This is a genomic window from Catellatospora sp. TT07R-123 (genome assembly GCF_018327705.1).
Taxonomy (GTDB): domain Bacteria; phylum Actinomycetota; class Actinomycetes; order Mycobacteriales; family Micromonosporaceae; genus Catellatospora.
The window spans coordinates 3,122,082-3,145,168 of record NZ_BNEM01000002.1 but is presented as its reverse complement, the minus strand read 5'-3'; the positions used below and the strand labels follow the sequence as shown (position 1 = coordinate 3,145,168).

The 23,087-nt window shown below is 71.9% G+C and carries 25 protein-coding genes; 11 read left to right on the top strand and 14 right to left on the bottom strand.

All coding sequences use genetic code 11. The features are described from left to right. Positions 1 to 14 precede the first annotated feature (14 nt). A complete protein-coding gene (locus tag Cs7R123_RS33770) occupies positions 15 to 290 on the top strand; it encodes an acylphosphatase (RefSeq protein WP_212832608.1) in 276 nt (91 codons plus the stop codon). A 1-nt stretch (position 291) separates the two neighbouring features. On the opposite strand, the gene Cs7R123_RS33765 is transcribed toward Cs7R123_RS33770, so the two are convergent. The 3 genes from Cs7R123_RS33765 to Cs7R123_RS33755 all read right to left on the bottom strand — a co-directional run bounded on the left by Cs7R123_RS33765 (position 292) and on the right by Cs7R123_RS33755 (position 3,116). Continuing rightward, entirely contained in the window at positions 292 to 1,215 is a 924-nt protein-coding gene (locus Cs7R123_RS33765) for a dienelactone hydrolase family protein (protein WP_212832606.1), read from the bottom strand. A gap of 261 nt (positions 1,216 to 1,476) precedes the next feature. After that, complete coding sequence (locus Cs7R123_RS33760; RefSeq protein ID WP_212832604.1) at positions 1,477 to 2,553, bottom strand: hypothetical protein; 1,077 nt, start codon at positions 2,551 to 2,553, stop codon at positions 1,477 to 1,479. Then, the gene (locus tag Cs7R123_RS33755; protein ID WP_212832602.1) at positions 2,550 to 3,116 is read right to left on the bottom strand and encodes an RNA polymerase sigma factor; all 567 of its coding nucleotides are present in this window, start codon (positions 3,114 to 3,116) and stop codon (positions 2,550 to 2,552) included. The genes Cs7R123_RS33760 and Cs7R123_RS33755 overlap by 4 nt, the downstream gene beginning before the upstream one ends. Positions 3,117 to 3,220: 104 nt before the next feature. Here Cs7R123_RS33755 and Cs7R123_RS33750 point away from each other — a divergent pair, with 104 nt between their 5' ends. From Cs7R123_RS33750 to Cs7R123_RS33740, 3 genes are all read left to right on the top strand, one after another. Further along, positions 3,221 to 4,486, top strand: a complete 1,266-nt coding sequence (locus tag Cs7R123_RS33750) for an NAD(P)/FAD-dependent oxidoreductase (protein ID WP_212832600.1) — start codon at positions 3,221 to 3,223, stop codon at positions 4,484 to 4,486. Between the two features lie 310 nt (positions 4,487 to 4,796). Further along, positions 4,797 to 5,651 (top strand): helix-turn-helix transcriptional regulator, encoded by an 855-nt coding sequence (locus Cs7R123_RS33745; RefSeq protein WP_212832598.1) that lies wholly within the window; start codon positions 4,797 to 4,799, stop codon positions 5,649 to 5,651. Between the two features lie 19 nt (positions 5,652 to 5,670). Next, positions 5,671 to 5,871 carry a DUF397 domain-containing protein gene (locus tag Cs7R123_RS33740; RefSeq protein ID WP_212832596.1) on the top strand — a complete coding sequence of 67 codons (201 nt, stop codon included), beginning with the start codon at positions 5,671 to 5,673 and terminating at the stop codon, positions 5,869 to 5,871. Between the two features lie 140 nt (positions 5,872 to 6,011). On the opposite strand, the gene Cs7R123_RS33735 is transcribed toward Cs7R123_RS33740, so the two are convergent. Both Cs7R123_RS33735 and Cs7R123_RS33730 read right to left on the bottom strand, forming a co-directional pair. Further along, complete coding sequence (locus Cs7R123_RS33735) at positions 6,012 to 9,014, bottom strand: carbohydrate-binding protein (protein WP_212832594.1); 3,003 nt, start codon at positions 9,012 to 9,014, stop codon at positions 6,012 to 6,014. Between the two features lie 90 nt (positions 9,015 to 9,104). Beyond that, the gene (locus Cs7R123_RS33730; RefSeq protein WP_244872315.1) at positions 9,105 to 10,172 is read right to left on the bottom strand and encodes a LacI family DNA-binding transcriptional regulator; all 1,068 of its coding nucleotides are present in this window, start codon (positions 10,170 to 10,172) and stop codon (positions 9,105 to 9,107) included. Positions 10,173 to 10,364: 192 nt separating this feature from the next. Between Cs7R123_RS33730 and Cs7R123_RS33725 the strand changes: the two genes are divergently transcribed. From Cs7R123_RS33725 to Cs7R123_RS40930, 4 genes are all read left to right on the top strand, one after another. Beyond that, positions 10,365 to 11,654, top strand: a complete 1,290-nt coding sequence (locus tag Cs7R123_RS33725) for an extracellular solute-binding protein (protein WP_212832592.1) — start codon at positions 10,365 to 10,367, stop codon at positions 11,652 to 11,654. Positions 11,655 to 11,731: 77 nt separating this feature from the next. Beyond that, entirely contained in the window at positions 11,732 to 12,631 is a 900-nt protein-coding gene (locus Cs7R123_RS33720) for a carbohydrate ABC transporter permease (RefSeq protein ID WP_212832590.1), read from the top strand. A 10-nt stretch (positions 12,632 to 12,641) separates the two neighbouring features. After that, the gene (locus Cs7R123_RS33715; protein ID WP_212832588.1) at positions 12,642 to 13,523 is read left to right on the top strand and encodes a carbohydrate ABC transporter permease; all 882 of its coding nucleotides are present in this window, start codon (positions 12,642 to 12,644) and stop codon (positions 13,521 to 13,523) included. Continuing rightward, entirely contained in the window at positions 13,520 to 15,124 is a 1,605-nt protein-coding gene (locus tag Cs7R123_RS40930; protein ID WP_212832587.1) for a glycoside hydrolase family 43 protein, read from the top strand. The genes Cs7R123_RS33715 and Cs7R123_RS40930 overlap by 4 nt, the downstream gene beginning before the upstream one ends. 71 nt (positions 15,125 to 15,195) lie before the next feature. Here the strand turns inward: Cs7R123_RS40930 and Cs7R123_RS33705 are convergent, their stop codons facing one another. The 6 genes from Cs7R123_RS33705 to Cs7R123_RS33680 all read right to left on the bottom strand — a co-directional run bounded on the left by Cs7R123_RS33705 (position 15,196) and on the right by Cs7R123_RS33680 (position 18,659). After that, positions 15,196 to 16,431: an RNA polymerase sigma factor gene (locus tag Cs7R123_RS33705; protein WP_212832586.1), complete on the bottom strand. Its 1,236-nt coding sequence runs from the start codon at positions 16,429 to 16,431 to the stop codon at positions 15,196 to 15,198. Further along, positions 16,428 to 16,790, bottom strand: a complete 363-nt coding sequence (locus tag Cs7R123_RS33700) for a YciI family protein (RefSeq protein ID WP_212832585.1) — start codon at positions 16,788 to 16,790, stop codon at positions 16,428 to 16,430. The genes Cs7R123_RS33705 and Cs7R123_RS33700 overlap by 4 nt, the downstream gene beginning before the upstream one ends. Positions 16,791 to 16,894: 104 nt before the next feature. Next, positions 16,895 to 17,323 carry a VOC family protein gene (locus Cs7R123_RS33695; protein WP_212832584.1) on the bottom strand — a complete coding sequence of 143 codons (429 nt, stop codon included), beginning with the start codon at positions 17,321 to 17,323 and terminating at the stop codon, positions 16,895 to 16,897. 22 nt (positions 17,324 to 17,345) lie between these two features. Continuing rightward, positions 17,346 to 17,831 carry a helix-turn-helix transcriptional regulator gene (locus Cs7R123_RS33690; protein ID WP_212832583.1) on the bottom strand — a complete coding sequence of 162 codons (486 nt, stop codon included), beginning with the start codon at positions 17,829 to 17,831 and terminating at the stop codon, positions 17,346 to 17,348. Positions 17,832 to 17,870: 39 nt separating this feature from the next. Further along, a complete protein-coding gene (locus Cs7R123_RS33685; protein WP_212832582.1) occupies positions 17,871 to 18,371 on the bottom strand; it encodes an O-acetyl-ADP-ribose deacetylase in 501 nt (166 codons plus the stop codon). A 42-nt stretch (positions 18,372 to 18,413) separates the two neighbouring features. Beyond that, on the bottom strand, positions 18,414 to 18,659 hold the full coding sequence (locus tag Cs7R123_RS33680; protein WP_244872314.1) for a DUF5522 domain-containing protein: 246 nt from the start codon (positions 18,657 to 18,659) through the stop codon (positions 18,414 to 18,416). Positions 18,660 to 18,737: 78 nt separating this feature from the next. Here Cs7R123_RS33680 and Cs7R123_RS33675 point away from each other — a divergent pair, with 78 nt between their 5' ends. Further along, complete coding sequence (locus tag Cs7R123_RS33675) at positions 18,738 to 19,217, top strand: GNAT family N-acetyltransferase (RefSeq protein WP_244872313.1); 480 nt, start codon at positions 18,738 to 18,740, stop codon at positions 19,215 to 19,217. Between the two features lie 219 nt (positions 19,218 to 19,436). Here the strand turns inward: Cs7R123_RS33675 and Cs7R123_RS33670 are convergent, their stop codons facing one another. Then, positions 19,437 to 20,231 (bottom strand): hypothetical protein, encoded by a 795-nt coding sequence (locus Cs7R123_RS33670; RefSeq protein WP_212832581.1) that lies wholly within the window; start codon positions 20,229 to 20,231, stop codon positions 19,437 to 19,439. Between the two features lie 149 nt (positions 20,232 to 20,380). Between Cs7R123_RS33670 and Cs7R123_RS33665 the strand changes: the two genes are divergently transcribed. After that, positions 20,381 to 20,614, top strand: coding sequence for a hypothetical protein (locus Cs7R123_RS33665; protein ID WP_212832578.1), 234 nt, complete (start codon positions 20,381 to 20,383; stop codon positions 20,612 to 20,614). Positions 20,615 to 20,625: 11 nt separating this feature from the next. On the opposite strand, the gene Cs7R123_RS33660 is transcribed toward Cs7R123_RS33665, so the two are convergent. Further along, on the bottom strand, positions 20,626 to 21,891 hold the full coding sequence (locus tag Cs7R123_RS33660; protein WP_212832576.1) for a cytochrome P450: 1,266 nt from the start codon (positions 21,889 to 21,891) through the stop codon (positions 20,626 to 20,628). A 706-nt stretch (positions 21,892 to 22,597) separates the two neighbouring features. Between Cs7R123_RS33660 and Cs7R123_RS33655 the strand changes: the two genes are divergently transcribed. Then, positions 22,598 to 22,831 (top strand): LuxR C-terminal-related transcriptional regulator, encoded by a 234-nt coding sequence (locus tag Cs7R123_RS33655; protein ID WP_212832574.1) that lies wholly within the window; start codon positions 22,598 to 22,600, stop codon positions 22,829 to 22,831. Here the strand turns inward: Cs7R123_RS33655 and Cs7R123_RS33650 are convergent. Beyond that, positions 22,812 to 23,063 carry a DUF6158 family protein gene (locus Cs7R123_RS33650; protein WP_212832572.1) on the bottom strand — a complete coding sequence of 84 codons (252 nt, stop codon included), beginning with the start codon at positions 23,061 to 23,063 and terminating at the stop codon, positions 22,812 to 22,814. The genes Cs7R123_RS33655 and Cs7R123_RS33650 overlap by 20 nt on opposite strands. Positions 23,064 to 23,087: the final 24 nt, after the last annotated feature.

The following is a 23,087-nucleotide window of genomic DNA, read 5'->3' as shown; positions in this document are numbered from 1 at the left end:
TCTACGGTCTGCACATGATCCGTAAACGCGTTGTGATCACCGGTGAGGTGCAGGGCGTCTACTACCGTGACACCTGCCGGCGCGTGGCGCGGGCCGCCGGGGTGGCGGGCTGGGTGCGCAACCGGCCGGATCGCAGCGTCGAGGCGGTGTTCGAGGGCCCGGCCGAGGCGGTCGCCGACCTGGTGGGCTGGACCCGGGTCGGCCCTGAACTGGCCATCGTCGACCGCGTCGACGTCCACGACGAGCCCGTCGAGGGCCTGACCGGCTTCGACATCCGCCCCACCGGCTGAGTCAGCCGCCCAGGTGCTCGGTGAACCAGCCGATGAGCTGCGTGTACGCCTGCGCCGCGGCCGCCGGGTCGTAGCGCGGCCCGGTGTCGTTGAAGAACGCGTGGTCGGCGCCCGGGTAGGTGACCACCCGGTGGGTCAGTCCCGCCGCGCGCAGCGCCTGCTCGGCCTGGTCGCGGGTGGCGTTGACGCGGGCGTCGCGCTCGCCGTACACCGCGAGCACCGCCGCGTGCGGCGACCCGGCCAGGTCCGCGCCCTCCGGGAACGGGCCGTAGAACGGCGCCGCCGCGTACAGCCTGGGCTCGCCGGAGGCCAGCAGCGACCACACCATCCCGCCGCCGAAGCAGAACCCGACCGCGCCGGGCTTGCGCCCCGGCTCGCGCCGCAGCAGCTCGGTGACGCCCGCTTTGAGGTCGCCGAGCTTGCGCTCCATCGGTGCGGCGTTGAGCGCCGCCGTCGCCTGGGCCGGGTCGGTGAACGACGCGGTGCCGCCCTCCTCGGACAGCAGGTCGATCGCCAGCGCGGAGAACCCGCTGGCCGCCAGTCGCCCGGCCACCGAGGCGATGTGCGGGGTCAGGCCCTTGTTCTCGTGGATCACCAGGACCGTCCCCTGCGGCCGCGCGGCGGCGGCCCAGGCGCCCTTGAGCTGCCGGCCGTCCGGTCCGGCGAACGTGACCTCCTGCGTGGGCAGCGGCGACGGCCCGGCTGGCGACGCGGTCGGCGCGGCCACGGGGGTCGCGCTCACCGCGGCGGGGCCGGGATCGCCCGCCGCGCCCCGCTGGGCGTCGCACGCGGCCAGCAGGGGCGCCGCCACCGCGACGCCGACCCCGAGCAGGCCCAGCCGCCGCAGCGCCTCCCGCCGGTCGATCAGCCCGTCGGCGTAGTCCGCCACGACCTCGCCCCGCAGATACCCCTCAAACCCGGTCATCGCCACCTCCACCCCGAGTGTCTCGCGAACCAACACCATCCACACGGCACCACCCCGCCGCTCCACCCCACCCCCACCTCAACCCCGCCCCCGCCCCACCCCGCCCCACCCCGCCCCACCCCGTTTGAATAGACGTTGGCCTATGACGTCGAAGATGATCTACGTGAGACCATCGTCATGGGCCAACGTCTATCAAGGGGCGGAGTGGGGACGGCGCCGCACCGCGGCCGAGCGACCTGAGCCGGCGATCTGGGGCGGGAGTCAGTGGGAGTCGGTGTCCGGGACGATCGTCTGGGTCCAGGTGGCGTGGTAGTTGACCAGGGGGTCGAAGGCCGGGCCGGAGTCCGGCGCGGTCAGGGCCACGGTGCCGGGGCCCACGACCGTGCGGCGGCCCACCGCCCACGCGGTGACCGGGTCGAATAGGATCTCGTACCCCGTGTCCTGGTCGGTCTGGCGGATGGCGATCAGGCGGGTGCCGTCGAGGTAGACCTCCCCGGCGGTCAGCCCGTCCATCCCGGTGAACGCCCGCAGCAGCGCCGCCCGCAGCTGCGGGCTGAGCAGGATGTCGCACTCGGAGTAGAACTGCGACAGGTTGTCCCAGAGCTGGTGGTCGACGGTCCACGCCTTGCCGACCTCCGTCTCGGCGCGCAGGCGGGCCAGCAGCTGGGCCGGGTCGGTGGGCAGCGACGCCAGCCACTGCGGGGTCGGCTGGGCCAGGCTCGGCCCGTGCTCGGCCAGGAGCTGCCGCTCCTGCGCGCGCTCGGCCTCGGCGTTGCTGCGCGATCCGGCGTCGAGATCCCGGTCGCCCGCCAGCAGCTTGAGCGTGATCATGCCTGCCGGGTCGAGCCATACGCTGCGCGGCTGGTAGGTGACGCTGCCCGAGCCGCCGCTGAGCCGGGCGGCCCAGCCCGCGGTGTCGACGTGGATGAGCTGGCCGGGGCTGAGCGTGACCACGGCGGTGCTCTGCTCGGCGGTGTGGGCCAGCGCCTCCAGGGCCGCGACCGCCTCCGGGGTGGTCCGGGTCAGGCTGGGCTCATGCGTGGCGTGCTCGGTGGGTAGCGGCTGGTGGGAGGCGCTGATCAGGTCGATCTGCGGCGCGGCGAAGTCGGCGCCGCCGCCGCTGGTCCAGTTGATCGCGCTGATGGTCACCACGCCGACGAGCGCGGCGGCGGCGATCGGCACCAGCAGCCGCAGCAGCGGGCGGCGGCTGCCGCCCTGCGCGGCGGTCTGCCGGGCCGACAGCAGGTACCAGGTGCGGGTGACCGAGGCGTCGGTGGGCTCGGCAAGGCCGGGCGGCAGGTCGCGCACGGCGGTCAGGTCGGGGTCGGTGCGGTTCATCGGGTGCCTCCGGCGGCGAGAGCCTTCTTGATGCGGGTACGGGCCCGGTGCAGCGCGGACTGCACCGATCCCAGCGGGATGCCGAGCGCGGCGGCGATCTCGGCGTACTCCAGTTCGGCGACGGCGAACAGCAGCAGCACGTCGCGCTGGCGCCGGGGCAGGGCCGCCAGCGCGTGGGCCACCCGGGCCACCGAGCGCTGCGCGTCGACCCGTTCGGAGCCGCGGGCGTCGGGACCGTCCACGTGCTCGGGGTGCGCGCCCGCGGCGGCGGCCAGGGCGCGCAGGTGGCGCAGCTCGGTGCGGCGCTGGCGGCGCAGCAGGTTGGTGCAGATGCCGTACAGCCAGGGCAGCAGCTCACCCCGGTCGGGGTCGAAGCGGTGCCGCTGCTCGTACGCGGTGAGGAACGTCTGGGCGACCACGTCCTCAGCCGCCTGCTCGCCGACCCGTCGGGTGGCGTAGCGCAGCAGGTCCCGGGCATACCGGTCGAACACCGCCCCGATGTCGTCGGGGTCGGGCGGTGCCTGCGCCACCTCGGGCGGCCCGGCATCGGTCAGCACATTCATACCCCTTCTTGCCCGCCGGTGCCCGCCGTGTTCCCGTCGCGGCGCCGGCCGGAGAGCACGTGTTCGGGTGGCCCGTCGGGCTCCGGTGCGTCAGGCTGGAGAGCATGACAGCGGACGAGCGGGTATTCGTCATCGTCGGCGCCTCGCTGGCCGGGGCCAAGGCGGCCGAGGCGCTGCGGACCGAGGGTTTCACGGGCCGGGTGCTGCTGATCGGGCAGGAGCACGAGCCGCCGTACGAGCGGCCGCCGCTGTCCAAGGGCTACCTGCTCGGCGACGCCCCGCGCGAGCAGGCGTACGTCCACGAACCCGCCTGGTACGACGAGCAGCGCATCGAGCTGATGACCGGCCGCCGGGTGGCGGCCCTGCACCCGCAGGCGCACACGGTGACCCTCGACGGCGGCGAGCAGCTCCGCTACGACCGGCTGCTGCTGGCCACCGGTTCGGTCGTGCGCACCCTGGACACCCCGGGCGGCGACGAGGACGGCGTGCTGTACCTGCGCAGCATGGGCGAGTCCGACACGCTGCGTGCCGCGTTCACCGCCGACCCGCCGCCGCAGGTGCTGGTGGTCGGGGCGGGCTGGATCGGGCTGGAGGTGGCCGCCGCCGCGCGCCGGCACGGCTGCCCGGTCGCCGTGGTGGAGAACGACAGCGCGCCGCTGCGCCGGGTGCTCGGCGACGAGCTGGCCGCCCTGTTCCGCGACCTGCACGCCGCCAACGGCGTCGAGTTCCACTTCGGCACCGGGGTGCGCGAGTTCGGCACCCTGGACGGCCGGGTCCGCAGCGCGGTCCTGGACGACGGCACCGAGCTGGGCACCGACCTGGTCGCGGTCGGGGTCGGCATCCGCCCGCGCACCGAGCTGGCCGAGCACGCGGGCCTGGCCGTCGACAACGGCGTGGTCGTGGACGCCTCGCTGCGCACCAGCGATCCGGACGTGTTCGCCTGCGGCGACGTGGCCAGCTCGTACCACCCGATGCTGGACCGCCGGCTGCGCGTGGAGCACTGGTCCAACGCGATCGACGGCGGGCAGGCCGCGGCGAAGGCGATGCTCGGCCAGGAGGTCTCCTACGACCCCGTCCCGTACTTCTTCACCGACCAGTACGACCTGGGCATGGAGTACTGCGGCTGGGCCGGGCCCGGCGGCTACGACCGGGTGGTGTTCCGCGGCGACCCGGCGGTCGTGGACGGCAAGGCCCCGGAGACCATCGCGTTCTGGCTGCGCGGCGGCTGCGTGGTGGCCGCGATGAACATCAACGTGTGGGACGTCCAGGACGACCTGAAGGCCCTGGTCCGGGCGGGGTGGAGCGGGCACGCCGTCGATCCCGCGCGGCTCACCGACCCCGAGGTCCCCCTCGGCACCCTGCTCGCCTGAGCCCACAGCGGAGAAGGCCGGCCTCTGTCCTGGATGGCCGGTCGGGCTGATGCGTGCCCCTTGCCCGCACCGCGCCGACCGGCCGCGCGACGGGAGCCGTATCCCGGCGCTACCCCGCGTCGCCAACGGCTTCGTCGCCAGCAGTCGCCGCAGGGGTTCGTCCTGGCCGCCCCGAACCGCGGAACGGCTCGAACATCCACATTGTTGATTGGCGTCGTGCGGTTTGGCAACATTCCAATTCGAAGTTGGCCGATCATTTGACTTGGGTTTGGACTGTCGCGGCACGAGACTGGAGTGCGGAGGGATGCCCATGGTCAGCGCCAAGAGCCCCACCGTCCGCCGCCGGCGGCTGTGCGGCGAGCTGCGCCGCCTGCGCGAGGCGGCCCGGATGACCTGCGACGAGGTCGGGCGGGAGCTGGGCTGCACCGGCAGCCGGATCAGCCGGATCGAGAGCGGGCGGCTGGGCATCCGCCCCGGCGACGTGCGCGAGCTGCTGGACGTGTACAGGGTGACCGGCCCCGAGGCCGACCGGCTGGTGCAGCTGGCCCGCGACGCCCGCCAGCGCGGCTGGTGGTACGCCTACAACGACGTGGTCTCCGAGACGATGAAGACCTTCGTCGGGCTGGAGGCGGAGGCGAGCTCGATCCAGAACTACGAGGCGCACTTCGTGCCCGGCCTGCTACAGGCGGAGCCGTACGCGCGGGAGCTCTTCGAAGGGGTCCGCCCGACGCTGGATGCCGAGACGGTGCAGCGCAGGCTCGCCCTCAGGATGGCGCGCCAGCAGGTGCTGCACCGCGCCGACCCGCCCGACGCGTGGTTCATCCTCGACGAGGCGGCGCTGCGGCACCGGGTCGGCGGGGCGGGCGTGATGCGGGCCCAGCTGGACCACCTGCTGGAGATCGGCGAGCTGCCCAACGTCACGGTGCAGGTGATCCCGTTCGCGGCCGGGGTGCACTTCGGCATGGGTTCCGGCTTCGTGGTCTTCGACTTCCCGGATCCGCTGGACACCTCGGTGGCGCACACGGAGAACCTGGTCGGCGCGGTCTTCTGGGAGGAGCAGTCCGAGGTGGACCGGTGCCGGGTGGCCTTCAACCATCTGCGCTCGGCCGCGTTGAGCGACGTCGGTTCCCGGGTATTCATCGGCGACATGGCCAAGGAAATCTGAACAGGGTTGGAGGCGGGACGTGTCTGAGCTGTCCCATGCTGTCTGGCGCAAGAGCAGCCGCAGCGATCATCAGAACAACTGCGTGGAGGTCGCGCTCACCGCGGCGGCGGTGGGCGTGCGCGACTCCAAGGACACCACCGGGCCGGTGCTGGTGTTCGAGGCCGAGACCTGGACCGCCTTCCTGGCGCACCTGAAGTCCGGCCGCCTCGACCGGCCGTAGAAGCGACCGGCCTCCCGGCCGATGATCGCTGTCCGAGGTCAGAACCTTTGCAATGACGCAGGATTCCGACCGCAGATGGCGATCATCGGCCGGGAGGCCGGGAGGCCGAGAGGCCGAGAGGCCGGGGGCCGGGGACGGGGTCAGCAGCGGGAGCGGAAGTTTCCGCCGGTCAGGCCCGCGCAGAAGGTGGTGCGGGCGTTGGTGTACTGGGTGAGGCGGCCGTCGGCGAACCAGGTCGAGTTGACCGGGAAGTCGAAGGTGCCGTCGTTGACGCCGTCCCAGCCGTACCGGAAGTCCAGGTTGATGTAGGTGACCGCCTGGATGACGTTGGACAGGTCGTAGGTGCCGGACAGGTTGGGGATCGGGCCGTTGTAGGACAGCAGGCTGAACAGGCGCTGCATCCACAGGCTGCCCGCGACCGGCTCCAGGCCGGAGGTGTCCGAGCCGTCGGCGGTGAAGTTCATCATCCCGCTCTCCGACACGATCATCGGCTTGGCGTGGTCCTTGGCGAACTTCATCATCTTGAGCACGTTGCCGTCGTGGTTGAAGCTGGTCCAGACCGCGGTGTCGTTGCCGTTGGCGTCCTTGGCGATGTACGCGTTGCGGCACTGCGACGTGCTGGTGTCGTAGTTCTGCGGCGGGGTGCCGTTGTACAGGTAGCCGTTGTCGTAGATCGGCATGCACAGCTCGTGCGCGAAGATCGAGACCCCGACCCAGTCGACGGCCGCGTCACCGGGGTAGAGCGCCTCGAACTCGCCGCGCACCGGGTGGTAGACGAAGCGGACGTTGCCCGCGGGGACCTGGCTCGCGATGGTGCTGCGGATCTTGCTGAAGGCGTTCTTGTACGAGGCGCAGCTGCTGTCGGTGCAGTGGTAGAAGCTGCTGACCTCGTAGTCGACGCGCAGGTAGAACGTCGCCGCCGGATACTGCCTGATGAAGTCGACCAGGGTGGTGAACTGCGAGGCGTACTGCCCGTTCGCCAGCTCCTGGGTCACCGCCCGCGAGCGGGCCGCCTTGGCGTTCTCGTCGCCGCCGGTGAAGCCGGGCGGGTTGTCCTTCCAGCTCACGCCGACCTGGATGGCCTGGCCGCGCTGGGCCAGCTGGGTGGCGTAGTCGCGGTGGTTGGTGTTGACCCAGGTGCCGGACTTGACCTCGTAGTAGACCGAGCCGCCGCCGGGGGTGTCCACGACGCTGTCCATGTCGGCGTACGACCCGGAGGTCGACTGCCCGGCCAGCAGCAGCCGCTGGCCCGTGCCGCCGGTGCCGGTGGGGCTCGGCGACGGGTTCGCGGTGGAGGCGGACGGCGACGGGACCGGCGATGGGCTGGTGGTGGCCGAGCCGCCCGTGCCGACGAAGGTCACGTAGTCCAGGTCGGCGACGGGGTTGCCGTCACCGGCCTTGAACACCACCGAGATGCTGTTCACGCCGGTCGGGGCGTTGCTGAGGTTGTAGGTGAGGTCGGCGTACGTGGTCCACGAGCCGGTGCCGAGCACGCCGGGGGAGGCGATGACCGGGCCGGTCGGGGAGCCCGAGTGCACCTCGATGGTGAACGCCGAGTTGGTGGCCCGGTTCGACGAGTAGTGGAACTTGAGCTGCGTCGGGGCGGGCGCGCCGAGGTTGAGGTTGGTCCAGGTCAGCGAGGCGTTGTTGGTGTTGCCGCGGGCCTTGGCCCCGCCGCTGGCGCTCGCGTCGGTCACGACGGTCGCGCTGGACAGGGTGTTCGCCGACTCGGCCTGGAGCAGGCCGTACGGGTTGCCGCCGGTGCCGCCGCCGGTGGGGCTGGGGGACGGACTGGGCGACGGGCTGGGCGACGGTGACGTGGACGGCTGCGCCGACGGGCTCGGCGAGGCCGACGGGCTCGGGCTCGGTGGGTTCGGGGAGCTGGACGGGGCCGGGGACGTGGTGCCGCCGCCGGTGCCGTTGACCCAGCGGGCGTTGCGCAGCTCGGCCAGGAACCGGGACTTGACGGTCGCGTCGGCCTGGATGCGCGAGTCGCCCCAGTAGCCGTTGGCGCAGCCCGCGGTGCCCGCGCTGCCGGTGCACTGCCACATCGTCTGGCTGTCCCAGTTGGTGTTGATGTAGGCGACGGCCCGGATCACGTCGGCGTTGGCGGCGATGTAGCCGAAGTAGTCGGCGTACCAGGTGTTCCAGATGGTGTCGGCGCTGACCGCGGCCGGGGCCTTGTTCAGGATGCAGCTGGCCGTCTTGGCACCGGTGGTGAAGCCCTGCGGCGACGACTCGGCGATCATGACGGGCTTGCTGTGGGCGCGGGCGAAGGCCAGCACCCGGTCCTGCACCGCGCGCGGCGAGGTGTCCACGCCCCGGCAGGACCACTGGTAGGCGGCGTAGGTGCTGCCGTAGAAGGCCGACATGCCGACCCAGTCGACCACGTCGTCACCCGGATACCACACGTCGTAGTGGTTGGCCGCAGTGATGACGTAGTTCCACTCTGGATGATCAACATGTTCGTTCAAAGGCCAAGCTGCCGACTGCCACACCGTGGCGACCTTGGTGGCGCCGAGGGCGTCGATGCGGCCCTTGATGTAGCGGAAGGCCTGCTTGTAGAAGTCGGCGCTGTAGCAGTTCCACGGGCCGTCGAACTCGTAGCCGATGCGCAGGAAGACCTCGCGCCCGGTGTTCTTGAACCAGGTGACCAGCTCGTCGACCTTGGCCCGGTACTGCGGGGTCAGCGAGACGACGTCGGTGTCGCCGGTGCCCGCGATGGCGCGCAGCGGCTGGTTGTAGCAGCCGGTCTTGGTGTCGGACAGGTACAGGCCGACCGCGAGCGCGGCGCCCGGGTACTGCCCCAGCGTGGCGTTGAAGTCGACCAGGCCCGAGCCGTAGTCGACGCCGGTGTAGACGCCGGCCAGGGCGTCCGGGAAGACGATGTTGGTGTACAGGGTCACGCCGCCGGGACGCGGCGCCGTCGTGTCGGTGTCGAGCACCTGCGACTTGTACTCGGCCAGCGTGGTGCTGTCCTGGCCCATGAAGAAGCGGATCTGCCCGTTGGCCGGGAGGTTGCGGCCGGAGACCGCGGCGTTGGCCGCGGTCGGCGCGACCAGCAACCCGGCGGTCAGCGCCAGTGCCGCGGCCGCACCGGATGCGATCGCGGCCAGGCCCCGGCGGGGGAGCGGGATGCCCATGTGTGCCATGCCTTTCGAAGGGGGCGAAAGGATCGGTCGGCAGCCGGAGGCTGTCGGCCGAGGTGTCGATGGCTGGGCACGCTAGCTCTGTTACGAAGTCGTGTCGCCGACTTTCGAAACATTCGCCGGGGGTTGCGCGGTGCTGTTTCGGATCACCAGCTCGGTGGCCAGCTCGATCCGGGGCGCCTCCAGGTGCTCGCCGTTGACCAGGCGCAGCAGCAGGCGGGCGGCGGAGACGCCCATCTCGTGCAGCGGCTGGCGCACCGTGGTCAGCGGCGGCGCGGTCCACTGCGCGTAGTGCAGGTCGTCGAAGCCGACCACGCTCAGGTCGTCGGGGATCTGGCGGCCGGTCAGCCGGGCCGCCTCGTAGACGCCGGTCGCCTGCTGGTCGCTGCCCGCGAAGATCGCCGTCGGCGGCTCGGCCAGGGCAAGCAGTTGCTGGGCCGCGCGCAGGCCGCCGACGTGCTGGAAGTTGCCGTATCGGACCAGCTCGCGGTCGGCGGACAGCCCGGCCGACTCCAGCGCGGCCCGGTAGCCCGCGATCCGGGCCCGGCTGCACAGCATCTGCTCCGGCCCGCCGATGGCGCCGATGCGGCGGTGCCCCAGCCTGATCAGGTGATCGGCGGCGGCGTACCCGCCGGTGAAGTTGGTCGCCCCGACGCTGGGCACGTCCGGCGGCGGCTGGCTGACCCCGTCCACCACGACGAACGGCAGCGTACGGCGGTGCAGCTCGGCGCGCTGCTCGTCGGACAGGTCCGACAGCACCAGGATCGCGCCCTGCGAGCCGCGCGAGATCAGCCCCTCCAGCCAGCGCCGGGTCAGGCTGGCGCGGTTGTGCACCGCCGACACGACCAGGCCCAGCCCGGCGGCCTCGGCGACCTGCTCGACCCCGGTCAGGATCTCCAGACCCCAGGCGCTGTCGAGTTCGTTGATGACCAGGTCGATCAGATCGCCCCGCTGGCTCTTGCGGCGCGGCGCGCGGGGGCGCTGGTAGCCGTACCGGGTGAGCAGGGCCTCGATGCGGCGTCGGGTCTGGGCGGAGATGTCGCTGTGGCCGTTGAGGACCTTCGACACCGTCGGCACCGAGACGTTGGCCTCACGCGCGATGGTGCTCAGGGTCGGGCGCGGTTTCGCCTGGCCGGGCTGGGTCACTGGCACCCCGACAGTTTCGCAAGAACCTCGGCCGTTCGCCCCATCAGTTTCGAAACTTGTTTCTTCCAGGTTTCGGTCGCCCCTAGTTTGCTGTCACCGCGCCGCCACCGAAGCCCCCGGGCTGACCGCAGCGCGGCGCTCTTCCCACGTGACATCCACTCCCGGGCCCCCGCGGGCCCGTTCATCGAGGAGGAACGCATGTCCAGCGCCTTCGCCCGCAAGGGCGCGTGCCTGGCGGCCGGGCTCGTGGTCGCCGCGCTCGCGGTGACCGGCTGCAGCAGCACCGACGACGGCAAGAGCGGTGACAAGATCACCCTCACCGTGGCCACCTTCAGCGACTTCGGCTACGAGCCGCTGATCAAGGAGTACCTGGCCAGCCACCCGAACATCGAGGTCAAGACCCGGGTCACCGAGTTCGACCAGCACCACAAGCAGCTCGCCACGCGCCTGGGTGCGGGCGCGGGCACCGCCGACATCGAGGCGGTCGAGGAGGGCTACCTGCCCCAGTTCCGCCAGTCTAAGGACAAGTTCTACAACCTGGCCGACTACGGCGCCAAGGACCTCTCGGCGCAGTGGCTGCCCTGGAAGTGGCAGCAGAGCCTGGCCGACAACGGCAACTTCGTGATGGGCCTGGGCACCGACATGGGCGGCCTGGCCCTGTGCTACCGCTCCGACCTGTTCAAGGCGGCCGGCCTGCCGACCACCCGCGACGAGGTCTCGGCGCTGTGGACCAGCTGGGACGACTACTTCTCGGTCGGCAACCGGTTCACCGCCGCCGGCACCAAGGCCAAGTGGTTCGACGGCGTCGGCAACATCTACACCGCGATGCTGAACCAGGTGCCGTTCGCGTACTTCGACACCGCCGACGCGTACGTCGGCGACACCAACGCGAACGTGAAGAACGCGTTCGACAAGGTGGCGGCCGCGGCCGCGAACCCGGGCATGTCGGCCAAGCTCGACCCGTTCAGCCAGCAGTGGACCGTCGGCTTCAAGCAGGGCACCTTCGCCACGCTGCCGTGCCCGAGCTGGATGCTCGGCCTGATCAAGGACGGCTCCGGCCCGGAGAACGCCGGCAAGTGGGACATCGCCAAGATCCCCGGTGGCGGCGGCAACTGGGGCGGGTCGTTCCTGACCGTCCCCAAGCAGGGCAAGCACCCCAAGGAGGCGTACGAGCTGGCGAAGTTCCTCACCTCGCCGGACTCCGAGGCCAAGATCTTCCAGAACGTGGGCAGCCTGCCCTCGCAGCCGGAGACCCTGAAGAACCCGGCCGTGCTCGGTTTCAAGAACGAGTACTTCACCAACGCGCCGGTGGGTGAGATCTACGCCAAGTCGGGTGAGTCGCTCCAGCCGAACTACCGCGGCACCCGCGACGCCGACGTGCGGCCGGTCTTCGGCCGGGCGCTGGCCCGCGTCGAGCAGGGCAAGCAGAACCCCGCCGACGCCTGGGCGCAGGCCGTGTCCGAGGCCGCCAAGGCCCTCGCCAAGTGATCCCCGGGCGGCACGGCGTGGCCCCGCCACGCCGTGCCGCCCTCGTCCACCTCCCGAAATCCCTCACAGGAGCCGACATGCGCGGGCGTCTCGACCGGCATCTCACGCCATACCTGTTCGTCGCACCCTTCTTCGCCGTGTTCGCCGTGTTCGGCGCGTACCCGCTGCTCATGACGCTGTGGATGTCGCTGCACAACTGGCACCTGATCAACGGGGCCGGCGACTGGACCGGCCTGGACAACTACCGCGAGCTGTTCACCGACCCCGACTTCTGGAACGCGCTGGGCAACACGCTCAGCCTGTTCGTCATCTCGACCGTGCCGCAGCTGATCCTGGCCCTGTTCCTGGCCGCGCTGCTCAACACCAAGCTGCGCGGGCGCACCTTCTGGCGCGCGGGCGTGCTGGTGCCGAACGTGGTGTCGGTGGTCGCCGTGGCGCTGGTGTTCGCGCAGGTGTTCGGCCGCGACTTCGGCATCGTCAACTGGCTGCTCGGACTGGTCGGCGTCGACCCGATCGACTGGCCCGCCAGCGTGTGGTCCTCGCACCTGGCCATCGCGCTCATCGTGACCTGGCGCTGGACCGGCTACAACGCGCTGATCTACCTGGCCGCGATGCAGGCCGTCCCCAACGACCTGTACGAGTCGGCCCGCCTGGACGGCGCCAGCAACTGGCGCGCCTTCTGGACCGTCACCGTGCCGATGATCCGCCCGACGATCCTGTTCACCACGGTCGTGTCCACCATCGGCGGCCTCCAGCTGTTCGCCGAGCCGCTGCTGTTCGAGTCCAAGGGCGCCTCGACCGGCACCGGCGGCTCCGACCGGCAGTACCAGACGATCACCATGTACCTCTACGAGAAGGGCTTCACCCTGTTCGACGCCGGCTACGCCGCGACGATCGCGTGGGTGCTGTTCCTGGTGGTCGCCATCATCGCCCTGGTCAACTTCGCGCTGGTACGGCGCGCCGTCGCGAGCCGCTGAGGAGGCCGCCATGACGACCACCGCCATCCCCCAGACGCACCGCCGGCGCACCGGGGCGCCGTCGACCGGTCTGCGCACCGGCCGCCTTCGGCCCTTCGTCTACCTGCTGCTGACGGCGATCATCGCCGCGTCGGCGTTCCCGCTCTACTGGACCTTCGTCGTCGCCAGCTCCGACAACAGCGCCATCGGCGAGGCCACGCCGCCGCTGGTGCCCGGCGGCAACCTGTTCGACAACATCAGCCGGGTCTTCGACAGCTCCGAGTTCGGGCTGGCCCTGACCAACTCCGCGATCGTCGCCACCACCGTCGCCGTCGGCAACGTGCTGTTCGCGTCGATGGCCGGGTTCGCCTTCGCCCGGCTGAAGTTCCGCGGCCGCAACGCGCTGCTGGTGACCGTCATCGGCACCATGATGGTGCCGACCCAGCTCGGCATCATCCCGCTCTACCTGCTCACCACCGACCTCGGCTGGACCGGCCACCTCCAGGCGCTGATCGTGCCCGCGCTGGTGTCGGCGTTCGGCGTGTTCTGGATGCGCCAGGCCGTCGAGGAGGCGGTGCCCAAGGAGCTGGTCGAGGCGGCGTTCGTCGACGGCTGCTCGCTGGTGCGGGTGTACTGGCACGTCGCGTTGCCCGCGATCCGCCCGGCCGCGGCCGTGCTGGGCCTGTTCATGTTCATGGGCGCCTGGAACGACTTCTTCTGGCCCCTGGTCGTGCTCAACCCGGAGAACCCCACCGTGCAGGTGGCGCTGTCGGTGCTGGCCAGCGGCTACTACACCGACTACGCGCTGATGCTGACCGGCGCGCTGCTCGGCGTGCTGCCGGTGCTCGGCGTGTTCCTGCTGCTGGCCCGCCAGATCGTCGGCGGCATCATGGCCGGTGCGGTGAAGGGATGATCCGCAATCCGGTGCTGCCCGGCTTCCACCCCGACCCGTCGCTGCTGCGCGTGGGCGAGGACTACTACCTGGCCACGTCGACGTTCGAGTGGATGCCCGGGGTGCGCCTGCACCACTCACGCGACCTGGTCCACTGGCGGCCGCTGGGCGGCGTGCTCGACTCCGGCCGGCTGCTCGACCTGACCGGCACCCCCGACTCCGGCGGCGTGTGGGCGCCCTGCCTGTCGTACGCCGACGGGGTGTTCTACCTGGTCTACACCAACGTCGCCAGCTACGCGGGCGGCTTCTGGGACGTGCCGAACTACGTGGTGACCGCGACCTCGATCGAGGGGCCGTGGTCGGACCCGGTGCCGCTGCACGCGCGGGGGTTCGACCCGTCGCTGTTCCACGACGCCGACGGGCGCAGCTGGCTGCTCAGCAACGACCTCGACTGGCGGCCGGGGCACCACTGGTCGGCCGGGATCATCGCGCAGGAGTTCGACCGGGGCACCGGCAAGCTGCTCGGCGAGCCGGTGAACATCTTCGGCGGGACGGGCGCCAACTTCACCGAGGGGCCGCACCTCTACCGCCGCGACGGCTGGTACGTGCTGGTCACCGCCGAGGGCGGCACGTCCTGGGGGCACCAGGTGACCGTCGCCCGGTCCCGCACGCTGCTCGGGCCGTACGAGGTGGACCCGGTCACGCCGCTGCTGACCGCCGACGACCCGGCACTGCCGTTGCAGAAGGCGGGCCACGGCAGCCTCGTCGACACCCCGGCCGGGCAGTGGTACCTGGCCTTCCTGGTCGGGCGGCCGCTGGGCGAGCGCGACGAGTGCATCCTGGGCCGGGAGACCGCGTTCGCGCCGGTGACCTGGACCGCGGACGGCTGGCCGCGCGTCGAGGGGGCACGGCCCCGGTTGGAGATCCCGGCGCCGGACCTGCCCGCCCACCCGTGGCCGGCGCAGGCCGAGACCGACGACTTCGACGACGCCGCACTCGGCCCGCACTGGGCCACGCTGCGGCGGCCGTTCGGGCCGGACTGGGGGTCGCTGCACGAGCGGCCGGGGCACCTGCGGCTGCGCGGCGGCCGGTCGCCGTCGTCGAAGGTCGACCAGAGCCTGGTCGCGCGGCGGGTCACCGCCGGGCGGTGCGAGTTCACCGCCTCCGTGCAGGCCGACCCGCGCAACGTGCAGCAGCTGGCCGGGATCACCGCGTTCTACAACACCCGCAACTGGTACTACGCGTACCTGACCTGGCGGGAGGGGGTCGGGCGGAGCCTGGAGCTGCTGGCCTGCGACCGGGGGCGGCTGCACCGGCCGGCGCACGAGCCGGTGCCGGTGCCCGGGGACGGGCCGGTGCTGCTGCGGGTCGAGTTCGACGGCGGGCAGCAGCTGCGGTTCGCGTACGCCCAGGAGCCGTCGGCGTGGCGGCCGCTGGGCGCGACCCTGGACGCGCGGATGCTGTCCGACGAGCACGCGGCCGAGGTGGACGCCGAGGGCGTCTACCACGTCTGGGGCTTCACCGGGGCGTTCGTCGGCCTGTGGGCGCACGACCTGACCGGTGGCACCATGGCAGCAGACTTCGACTTCGCCCGCTACTCCGAGCCGGGGGACGGGGCATAGAGACGGCCGTGGGGGCTGGTGGGAAGGGCGCTTACGTGACGCGGTGCGTCAGGTGGGCGCCCTTCCTGCGTTCACCGGCGGACGGCGCGCGACTCCAGGTAGCGCTGCTCGGGCACGCTGGTGGTGGCGCGGGCGGCGCGGCGGTACTGCTCGCGGGCCGCGTCCCGGTCCCCGGCCAGCTCCAGCAGGTGGGCGCGGACGGCGTACAGCCGGTGGTGGCGGGCCAGGCGCTCGTCGGCGTCCAGCGTGCCCAGCAGCGCCAGCCCCGCCCGCGGGCCGTGCACCATCGCCTCGGCGACCGCCTGGTTCAGCGTCACCATCGGGTTGGGGAACAGGCGCGACAGCACCCGGTACAGCGACAGGATCTGGCGCCAGTCGGTGTCGGCGGTCGTGGCGGCCTCGGCGTGCACCGCCGCTATCGCGGCCTGCAACTGGTACGGCCCCAGCTCCGCCCGCCGCAGCGTGTCCGTGATCAGCTCGACGCCCTCGGCGATCGCCATCGTCTGCCAGCGGCTGCGGTCCTGGTCGGCCAGCGGGACCAGCTCGCCGTCCGGTCCGGTGCGGGCGGCCCGGCGCGCGTCGGTGAGCAGCATCAGCGCCAGCAGCCCGGCCACCTCGCCGTCGCCGGGGCGCAGCCGCCGCAGCTCGCGGGCCAGCCGGATCGCCTCGGCGGTGAGCTCGGTGCGCTGAAGGCACGGGCCGGAGCTGGCCGTGTAGCCCTCGTTGAAGATCAGGTACAGCACGTGCAGCACGGCGCTCATGCGCTCGGGCAGCTCGCCGGGCGGCGGCGCCGCGAACACGGCGCCGGTGGCCCTGATCCGCTGCTTGGCCCGGCTGATCCGCTGCGCCATCGACGCCTGCGGCACCAGGAACGCGTGCGCGATCTCGGCGGTGGACAGGCCGCCGACCGCGCGCAGCGTGAGCGCCACCTGGGACGGGGCCGTCAGGGCCGGATGGCAGCACAGCAGCAGCAGGATCAGCGTGTCATCGGCGGCGGGTCCGGTCCGCTCGCCGGGTGCCGGGGCGAACAGCTCGTCGGCGGGCGTCGCCGCGTACGCCGACTCCTCGCGGCGGCGGCGGGCCGTGTCGCTGCGCAACTGGTCGGTCAGCCGCCGGGTGGCGACCGTGACCAGCCACGCCCGGGGGTGGTCGGGCAGGCCCTGCCCGGGCCACTGGGTCGCGGCGGCCAGCAGCGCCTCCTGCACCGCGTCCTCGCACTCGGCGAAGCCGCCGTGGCGGCGCACCAGCACCCCGAGGACCTGCGGCGCGAGGTCGCGCAGCAGGTCCTCGATGCGGGCACCGGTCACATCTCCATCCCGGAGTAGTTCATCACCGGGCGCACCTCGATCGCGAAGTACCGCGCGTCCGGGATCTGCCCGGCCAGCTCGTACGCCCGCTCCGGGGTCTCGGTCTCGATCGCGTAGTAGCCCGCCAGCCACTCCTTGGCCTCCAGGTACGGCCCGTCGGTGACGGCCGGCTCGCCCTCGCGCACCCGCACGGTCCGGGTCTGCGACGGGTCGGCCAGCGCGGCGAATCCCAGCAGCTCGCCGCTGGCGGTCAGCTCCTTGATGAACTCGCCGTGGCCCGCCATGACCTCCTCGCGGACGTCGGCGGGCAGGGCCTCCCAGTTGGCCGGGTTCATGTGGATGATCAGCAGGTACTTCATCGCCGGACTCCTTCACCGAGCGCGGCCCGGTCGGCCGCCTTCGAGAGTGGGTCGGAGCCGCCCGCACCGTCTCGACATACCCCCGCGAGATTCTCCCCGGGCGGTCAGGCGAGGTCGTCGGGGGTGAAGTCGCGGGGTTCGACCAGGACGAGCCAGTTGCCGGAGTTGTCGCGCATGACCGCCTCGACGCCGTACGGGCGGTCGGCGGGCTCCTGGAGGAACGTCACGCCCTTGGCGGCCAGCTCGGTGTACGTGCGGCGGCAGTCGTCGACGCGCAGGCCGAGCCCGCCCATCTTGCCCTGCTCCAGCTGGCGGCGGACGAAGCCGGCCGCCTCGGCGTCCAGCGGCGGGCCGGGCAGCATCAGGGTGACCTCCAGCTCCGGCTGGCTCGGGTGGCTCAGGGTCACCCAGCGGAAGTCCTCGCCCATGGTGACGTCGGTGCGCGCGACGAACCCCAGCACATCCACGTAGAAGTCGCGCGCCTTGTCCTGGTCGAGGCAGTACACCGTGACCAGTGAAATGTTAGTGATCATGTGGATGACCCTAAGCTCCAGCTCAGCAGCCTTGCTTCTCCGAGATTGCGCCGGGCGCGTTGGGCCGGCCCGTGGTGCCCGCCAGATCCACCACCCCGCGCATGAACAGGTAGCAGCCCGGCACGTGCGGGCCGCCCCGCGCCGCCCACCGGTCCCGGTAGGCCGTCGGCGTCTCGCCGGTGAGCTGCGCGAACCGCGACGAGAACGAGCCCAGGCTGGCGAAGCCGACCATCATGCAGATCTCGGTCACGGTCAGGTTCGCGCTGCGCAGCAGGTCCTGAGCCCGCTCGATCCGGCGCCGGGTCAGGTAGCGGATCGGGGTCTCGCCGTAGGTCGCCTCGAAGCTGCGCACGAAGTGGAACTTCGACACCCCGGCCACCCGGGCCAGCGCGTCCAGCGCCAGCGGCTCGGCGTAGTGCCGGTCGATGTGGTCGCGCGAGCGGCGCAGGTGCGCCAGCAGCTCGACCGGCACCCTCCGGCTGTTCCTGGCCCCGGCATCGCGCGACATGCCGCCAGCGTATGACCGCCCCCCGACCGTTCGGGCCGATCAGCCCAGCGCGGCGGTGAGCAGGTCGTAGGTCTCGCGGTCGAACGCGACCAGGCGGATCTCGGCCACCTCGGTCGGGGTGGCGCGCAGGGTGGCCACGGCGATGCGGGCGGCGCGCTCGGGCGGGAAGCCGTACAGCCCCGTGGCGATGGCGGGGAAGGCGACGCTGCGGGCGCCGAGCTCGTCGGCGACGGCCAGGCTGCGGCGGTAGCAGGAGGCGAGGGTCTCGTCCTCGCCGTACTCGCCGCCCTCCCAGACCGGGCCGACGGTGTGGATCACGTGGCGGACCGGCGGGTCCAGGTCGAACGCCGGGGTGGCCATGGCGTCGCCCGGCTCGCACGGGCCGATGCGGCCGCCCGCCCGCGCCAGGCCCGGCCCCGCGGCGCGGTGGATCGCGCCGTCGACGCCGCCCCCGCCGAGCAGCGACTCGTTGGCGGCGGTCACGATCGCATCCACCTGGGCCTCGGTGATGTCACCGTGAACGACTTCGATGCTCGGCATGCCCCGCATTCTGCCAGCGCGGCCCGCGCCCGCGCCGCCCCGTCAGTCCACGTACGGGCAGTGGCGGCAGCCCCGGTCGCAGCAGAAGCCGCGTTTGGCCAGGAAGGCGGCGCTCAGCACGAACAGCCCGTTGGCCGGGTCGAGATACCCCGGGTGCCCGGTCGACAGCGCCTCGCCGTGGCGGCGCAGGACCTCCTCGCGCTGCGGGTGGTCCTCGCTCAGCCTGGTCGGATGCGGCTCGTCGAGCCCGCGCGGGGCCAACGTACGTCGATGCCGGGGTGCGCGCACGCGGTGACGATACCGCGTGCCGGGCGGCCTGCTCGCCGGGGCGGCAGGCGGGCGGCGGCTCGGGTAGCGTCCGCGTACGTGATCGGGGTGAGGCGGGCGGTGGCCGCCGACGCGGCCGAGCTGGTGCGGCTGCGGACGGTGATGCTCGGTGCCATGGCGGGCGAGCCGGTGCCGGACGGCCCGTGGCAGGAGCAGGTGGCCGCCCACGCGCGGCGGCTGCTCGCCGACCCCGACGGCGACTTCGCGGCGTACGTGGCGGACCGGCCGGACGGCCCGGGGCTGGCCGCGTGCGCGGTCGGCGCGATCGACGTGCGGCTGGGCGGCCCGTGGGATCCGAGCGGGCGCAGCGGGTACGTCTTCAACGTGGTGACCGACGAGGCATACCGCCGCCGCGGCCTGTCCCGGGCCTGCCTGGCCGCGCTGCTGGAGTGGTTCGCCGCGCACGGGGTGGCCAGTGTCGACCTGCGGGCGACCGACGACGGCGCGCCGCTCTACCGCGAGCTGGGCTTTCATCCCAGCAGCCACCTGGGGATGCGGCTGGCGGCCGAGCGCCGCTGAGCGATGCGGCCGCCCGCACGGCCAGACATGCACGGTCGGCTATGGCGGCAGGGCGGACCGGCTGTGATGATGTCGCCATCGGACGTCACTGGCGTTGTCCGAGGGTTGTCCGCGTCGAGGCTCACGAAGTGCTCGCACGGCGCACCCGAACGGGGCACGACCTTGTGGGTGACAGACGGGACCTGCTTCTGCATGGTGAGGCAGGTCCCTCGCTGTCTGTCAGCCGTCGGGACGCCGCGGCTGGCGCAGCGTGATCCGGTGGCGGATCCGGCGCAGCAGCGCGCGGGCCGGTCCCGGCCGGCGGGGCAGGTCGCCGGGGTGCAGGTTGAGCCGCCCGGTGAGCACGCCGAGGCCGTTGACGACGCTGCCCGGGACGGGCGGGCCGGCCAGTCCGGCGCTGCCCGCGGCGAGGTCGAGCTCGATGCCGGGCCGGGCGCGGACCCGCAGCCAGTGGAACGGCAGGCCGGTCAGCGAGTTGGTGCGCACCTCGGCCCGGGTGACGGTGGCGGTGAAGCCGACCCGCGCGGTGGGCGCCCAGCCGGCCGGGGCCGCGGGCGGCGGGCGCAGGTCGTGGCTGAGCAGGTGGCCGCGGTCCAGGTCCGCGCCGGTCTTCGCCTGGTATGACGGCAGGTCCGCGTGCGCCTCGATCCGGTCGGCCAGCACGGACAGGACCACCTGTCCGCGCGCCAGGCGCCCGCCGGCCAGCCGGAGCAGCGAGTGGTCCTCCAGCTCCGCCGCCACGGCGCAGATCAGGCCGCCGTCGGTCTCGTCGAGCAGGTCCAGAGTGGCCGTGCGGTCGTCGATCAGCCGGATTCCGGCGCAGGCCACGGCGGGTGCGGTGCCCGCCAGGCCGGTGAACACGTTCTCGATGACGCCGCCGCGTGCCTGCACCACGACCCGGGCGGCGGACGGATCGGTCCACACGTGATCGCACCGTTCCCGGTCGACCTGCACCGGATCGGCGGCGGAGACGATGGCGGCGATGAGGTCTCGCAGCTGGTCCTGGCTTCGCACGTCGACACCGATAGACGAAAATCGACTCGTCACCACGCCCTCCCCGGTGAGGCCGGCCGGCCTCAACCGTACCCCTCCAACCGAGGGCTGCCGGTGTAACGGCGTCAGGGTACGGTGGGCAACTGGCGTACGCGGGAGACGGAGGAGACATGTTCTGGAGGAGGCGAAAGCCGGCGGGCCAGTGGGTTGTCGTGGTCAGCCGCATTCGTCCGTTGGATCCCAATGGCGGCGGGCGGGACGAGCTGCGTTGGCCGGAGCAGCGGGACGCCGTGCACAGCCTGGATTCCCGTTCGGCCGCAGACGACATGGCGGGTCGCCTGCGGTCCGACAATTCAGTCCAAAACGGGCGGCAGCGGATCAAGGTGCTCTTCACCGGCCACTGAGTCCGGCGGGCTCAGCGCGCGAGCGACCCCGCCGGTTGCGCGGCGGGGGCGCCTGCCTCCAGGCCTACCCACAGCTGCTCGTGGCCGCGCAGCATGAGCTGGTGCGGCACCGGCGGCTCGACGGCCAGCCGGATGCCGGGGAACCGGTCGAGCAGGGCGGTGAAGCCGCGCTCACCCTCCATCTTGGCCAGCGCGGCGCCCAGGCAGTAGTGCGCGCCGCTGCTGAAGGCCAGGTGGGGCCGCTGCGGCCGGTCCGGGTCGAACCGGTCGGGGTCGACGAAGCGGGACGGGTCGCGGTTGGCGGCCGACAGCAGCACCAGCACCTCGCTCTCCGCCGGGATCGGCGTGCCGCAGACCTCCACGTCGGTGACCGCCTTGCGCACCACGAAGTGGGTCGGCCCCTGGCACCGCAGGATCTCGTCGATGTACGACGGCAGCACCGACCGGTCGGCCAGCACCCGCTCGAACAGCTCCGGCCGTTCCAGCAGCAGCGTCAGCCCGTTGCCGAGCAGGTGCACCGTGGTGACGAAGCCCGCGTTGAACACCACGACCAGGTTCGACAGCAGCTCCCGGTCGGTGAGCTGGTCCTGCTCGGCCGCCTGGGCCTGGACCAGCGCCGTGATCAGGTCGTCGGTCGGCCGGGCCCGGCGCCGCGCCACCATCTCGGCGAAGTAGTCGGTCAGCTCCTCCGACGCCCGGTCGGCCCGGCGCATGTTCTCCTCGGTGCCGCCGCCGAGCTCGATCACCTTGGCCAGCTCGGCCGCGCGCGGCCGGTACCAGGGCAGATCCTCGTCGGGCACGCCCAGCAGGCGGCCCAGCACCGCGGCCGGCATCGGGAACGCGTAGTCGCGCATGAAGTCGACCGGCTCGCCCGCCGCGGCCCGCCGGGCCATCGCGTCGAGCAGGCCCGTGGAGATCTCGTCGATCTGCGGCTCCAGGTCCATGATCCGGCGCGGGGTGAAGGTGTGCGCGAACAGCCGCCGCATCAGGGTCTGCCGGGGCGGGTTGGTGAACATCATGGAGTGGCAGAAGACGGCATGGGTGCGGCGCTGCTCCCAGGACGGGGGCACCGTCATCATCGTGCCGTCCAGCACCTGGAAGGCGGGGTCGCGCAGCGCCTGGCTGGCGGCGTCGAAGCCGCACAGGAGGTACTGGTAGCGCGCGGGCTGCTCGATCTCCAGGACCGGGGCGCCCAGCTCGTGCAGCGAGCGGTAGTACGCGAACGGGTCGTGGCGTACCTGTGCGGAGAAGAGGGGGTCCAGGGAAACGGTAGGCATGTCAGTCGGAAATCAATCGAAGATCATGAATGTAATAGCGGACATGGCTGCGACTCCACAAAGCGTGACAAATCGACATCGAGAAATCCGCATACCGAAATCACGGAATGGCCCCTGGCCTGGGGACCACCGGCTCGAAGCGGGGGTCGGACGACCAAAGGCTAGGACCGGTCGCGTCGGGCTCGGAAGTGGCGGAACGGAAGTTGGCGCCAAAACGCCAACACACCTGGTGATCCCACTCATCCCCGTACGGCGGCGGCGCTGGGCCGCGTACGTAACAACACGGTCAAGGTGGCATCGACGATGTTCACCCGAACGGGTTGAGGTCGGTATCGTTGTCCACATGGTTGGTCCTAGTTGGCCGGACGGGCCAGCCGGATTGCCTGAACCGGCGATCGGCAGGCAGCGGACGGCGAGCGCCCCCGCTGGTGCCGCCCGTCGCCGAAAGCGCGCGAGAGCGTCGGCGATCGATCTATCGACGGCTGTCGTGAGGGCGTCAGATACCGGTGCCGGGCAGTCGGCCTCACCTGATAGCGTGCACGTACTCGCAGCTCAGCCCCCCGGCCATAATCCTGGCAATCGGCTGGGAATCGTCGGCGCGGCAAGGGCGCCACTTGACGTCGGAAGTAGACGGTCGGAAGATTCAAGCCGACTTGTGTCGCCTAGCGGGAGGGCGACGAACCTGGGGTGGACTGGGAGGGGCGCGGTGGACGCATCGGCCATCTCGACAGAAGAGCGGCTGATGGTCGAAATGATCATCACTGACCACGGCGACGAGCAGATCGCCTCCCAGCTCAACGTGGCGGTGCGCACGATGCAGCGGCACCTGCGGGCGCTGATGGACCGGGTGGGCGCGCCCAACCGCGGCGCCCTGTGCGCGATCGCGACCTTCTACGGGTGGATCGACATGGCCGCGATCCTCATGAACGAACTGAAATAGGGCCGGACGGCCGCAGCCGCCTCGGGTCGGGATCGCGGCCCGGGAATCGGCGCAGGTATTCGCCCTCCAGTTCCCGGCTGCGCTCGTCATGGTTGGCCAGCGCGCTGTCCGACCCGTGCACGAAGGTGTCGTGCCGGGTGCGGTGCAGCGAGGCCAGCTCGCGGGACAGTTCGTGGTCGCTGAGCTCGCCGGCGGGGATGCCGCTGGGATTCTCGGTGTGCATCGTCGTCATGTCATACCTCGGGTAATTTGATCC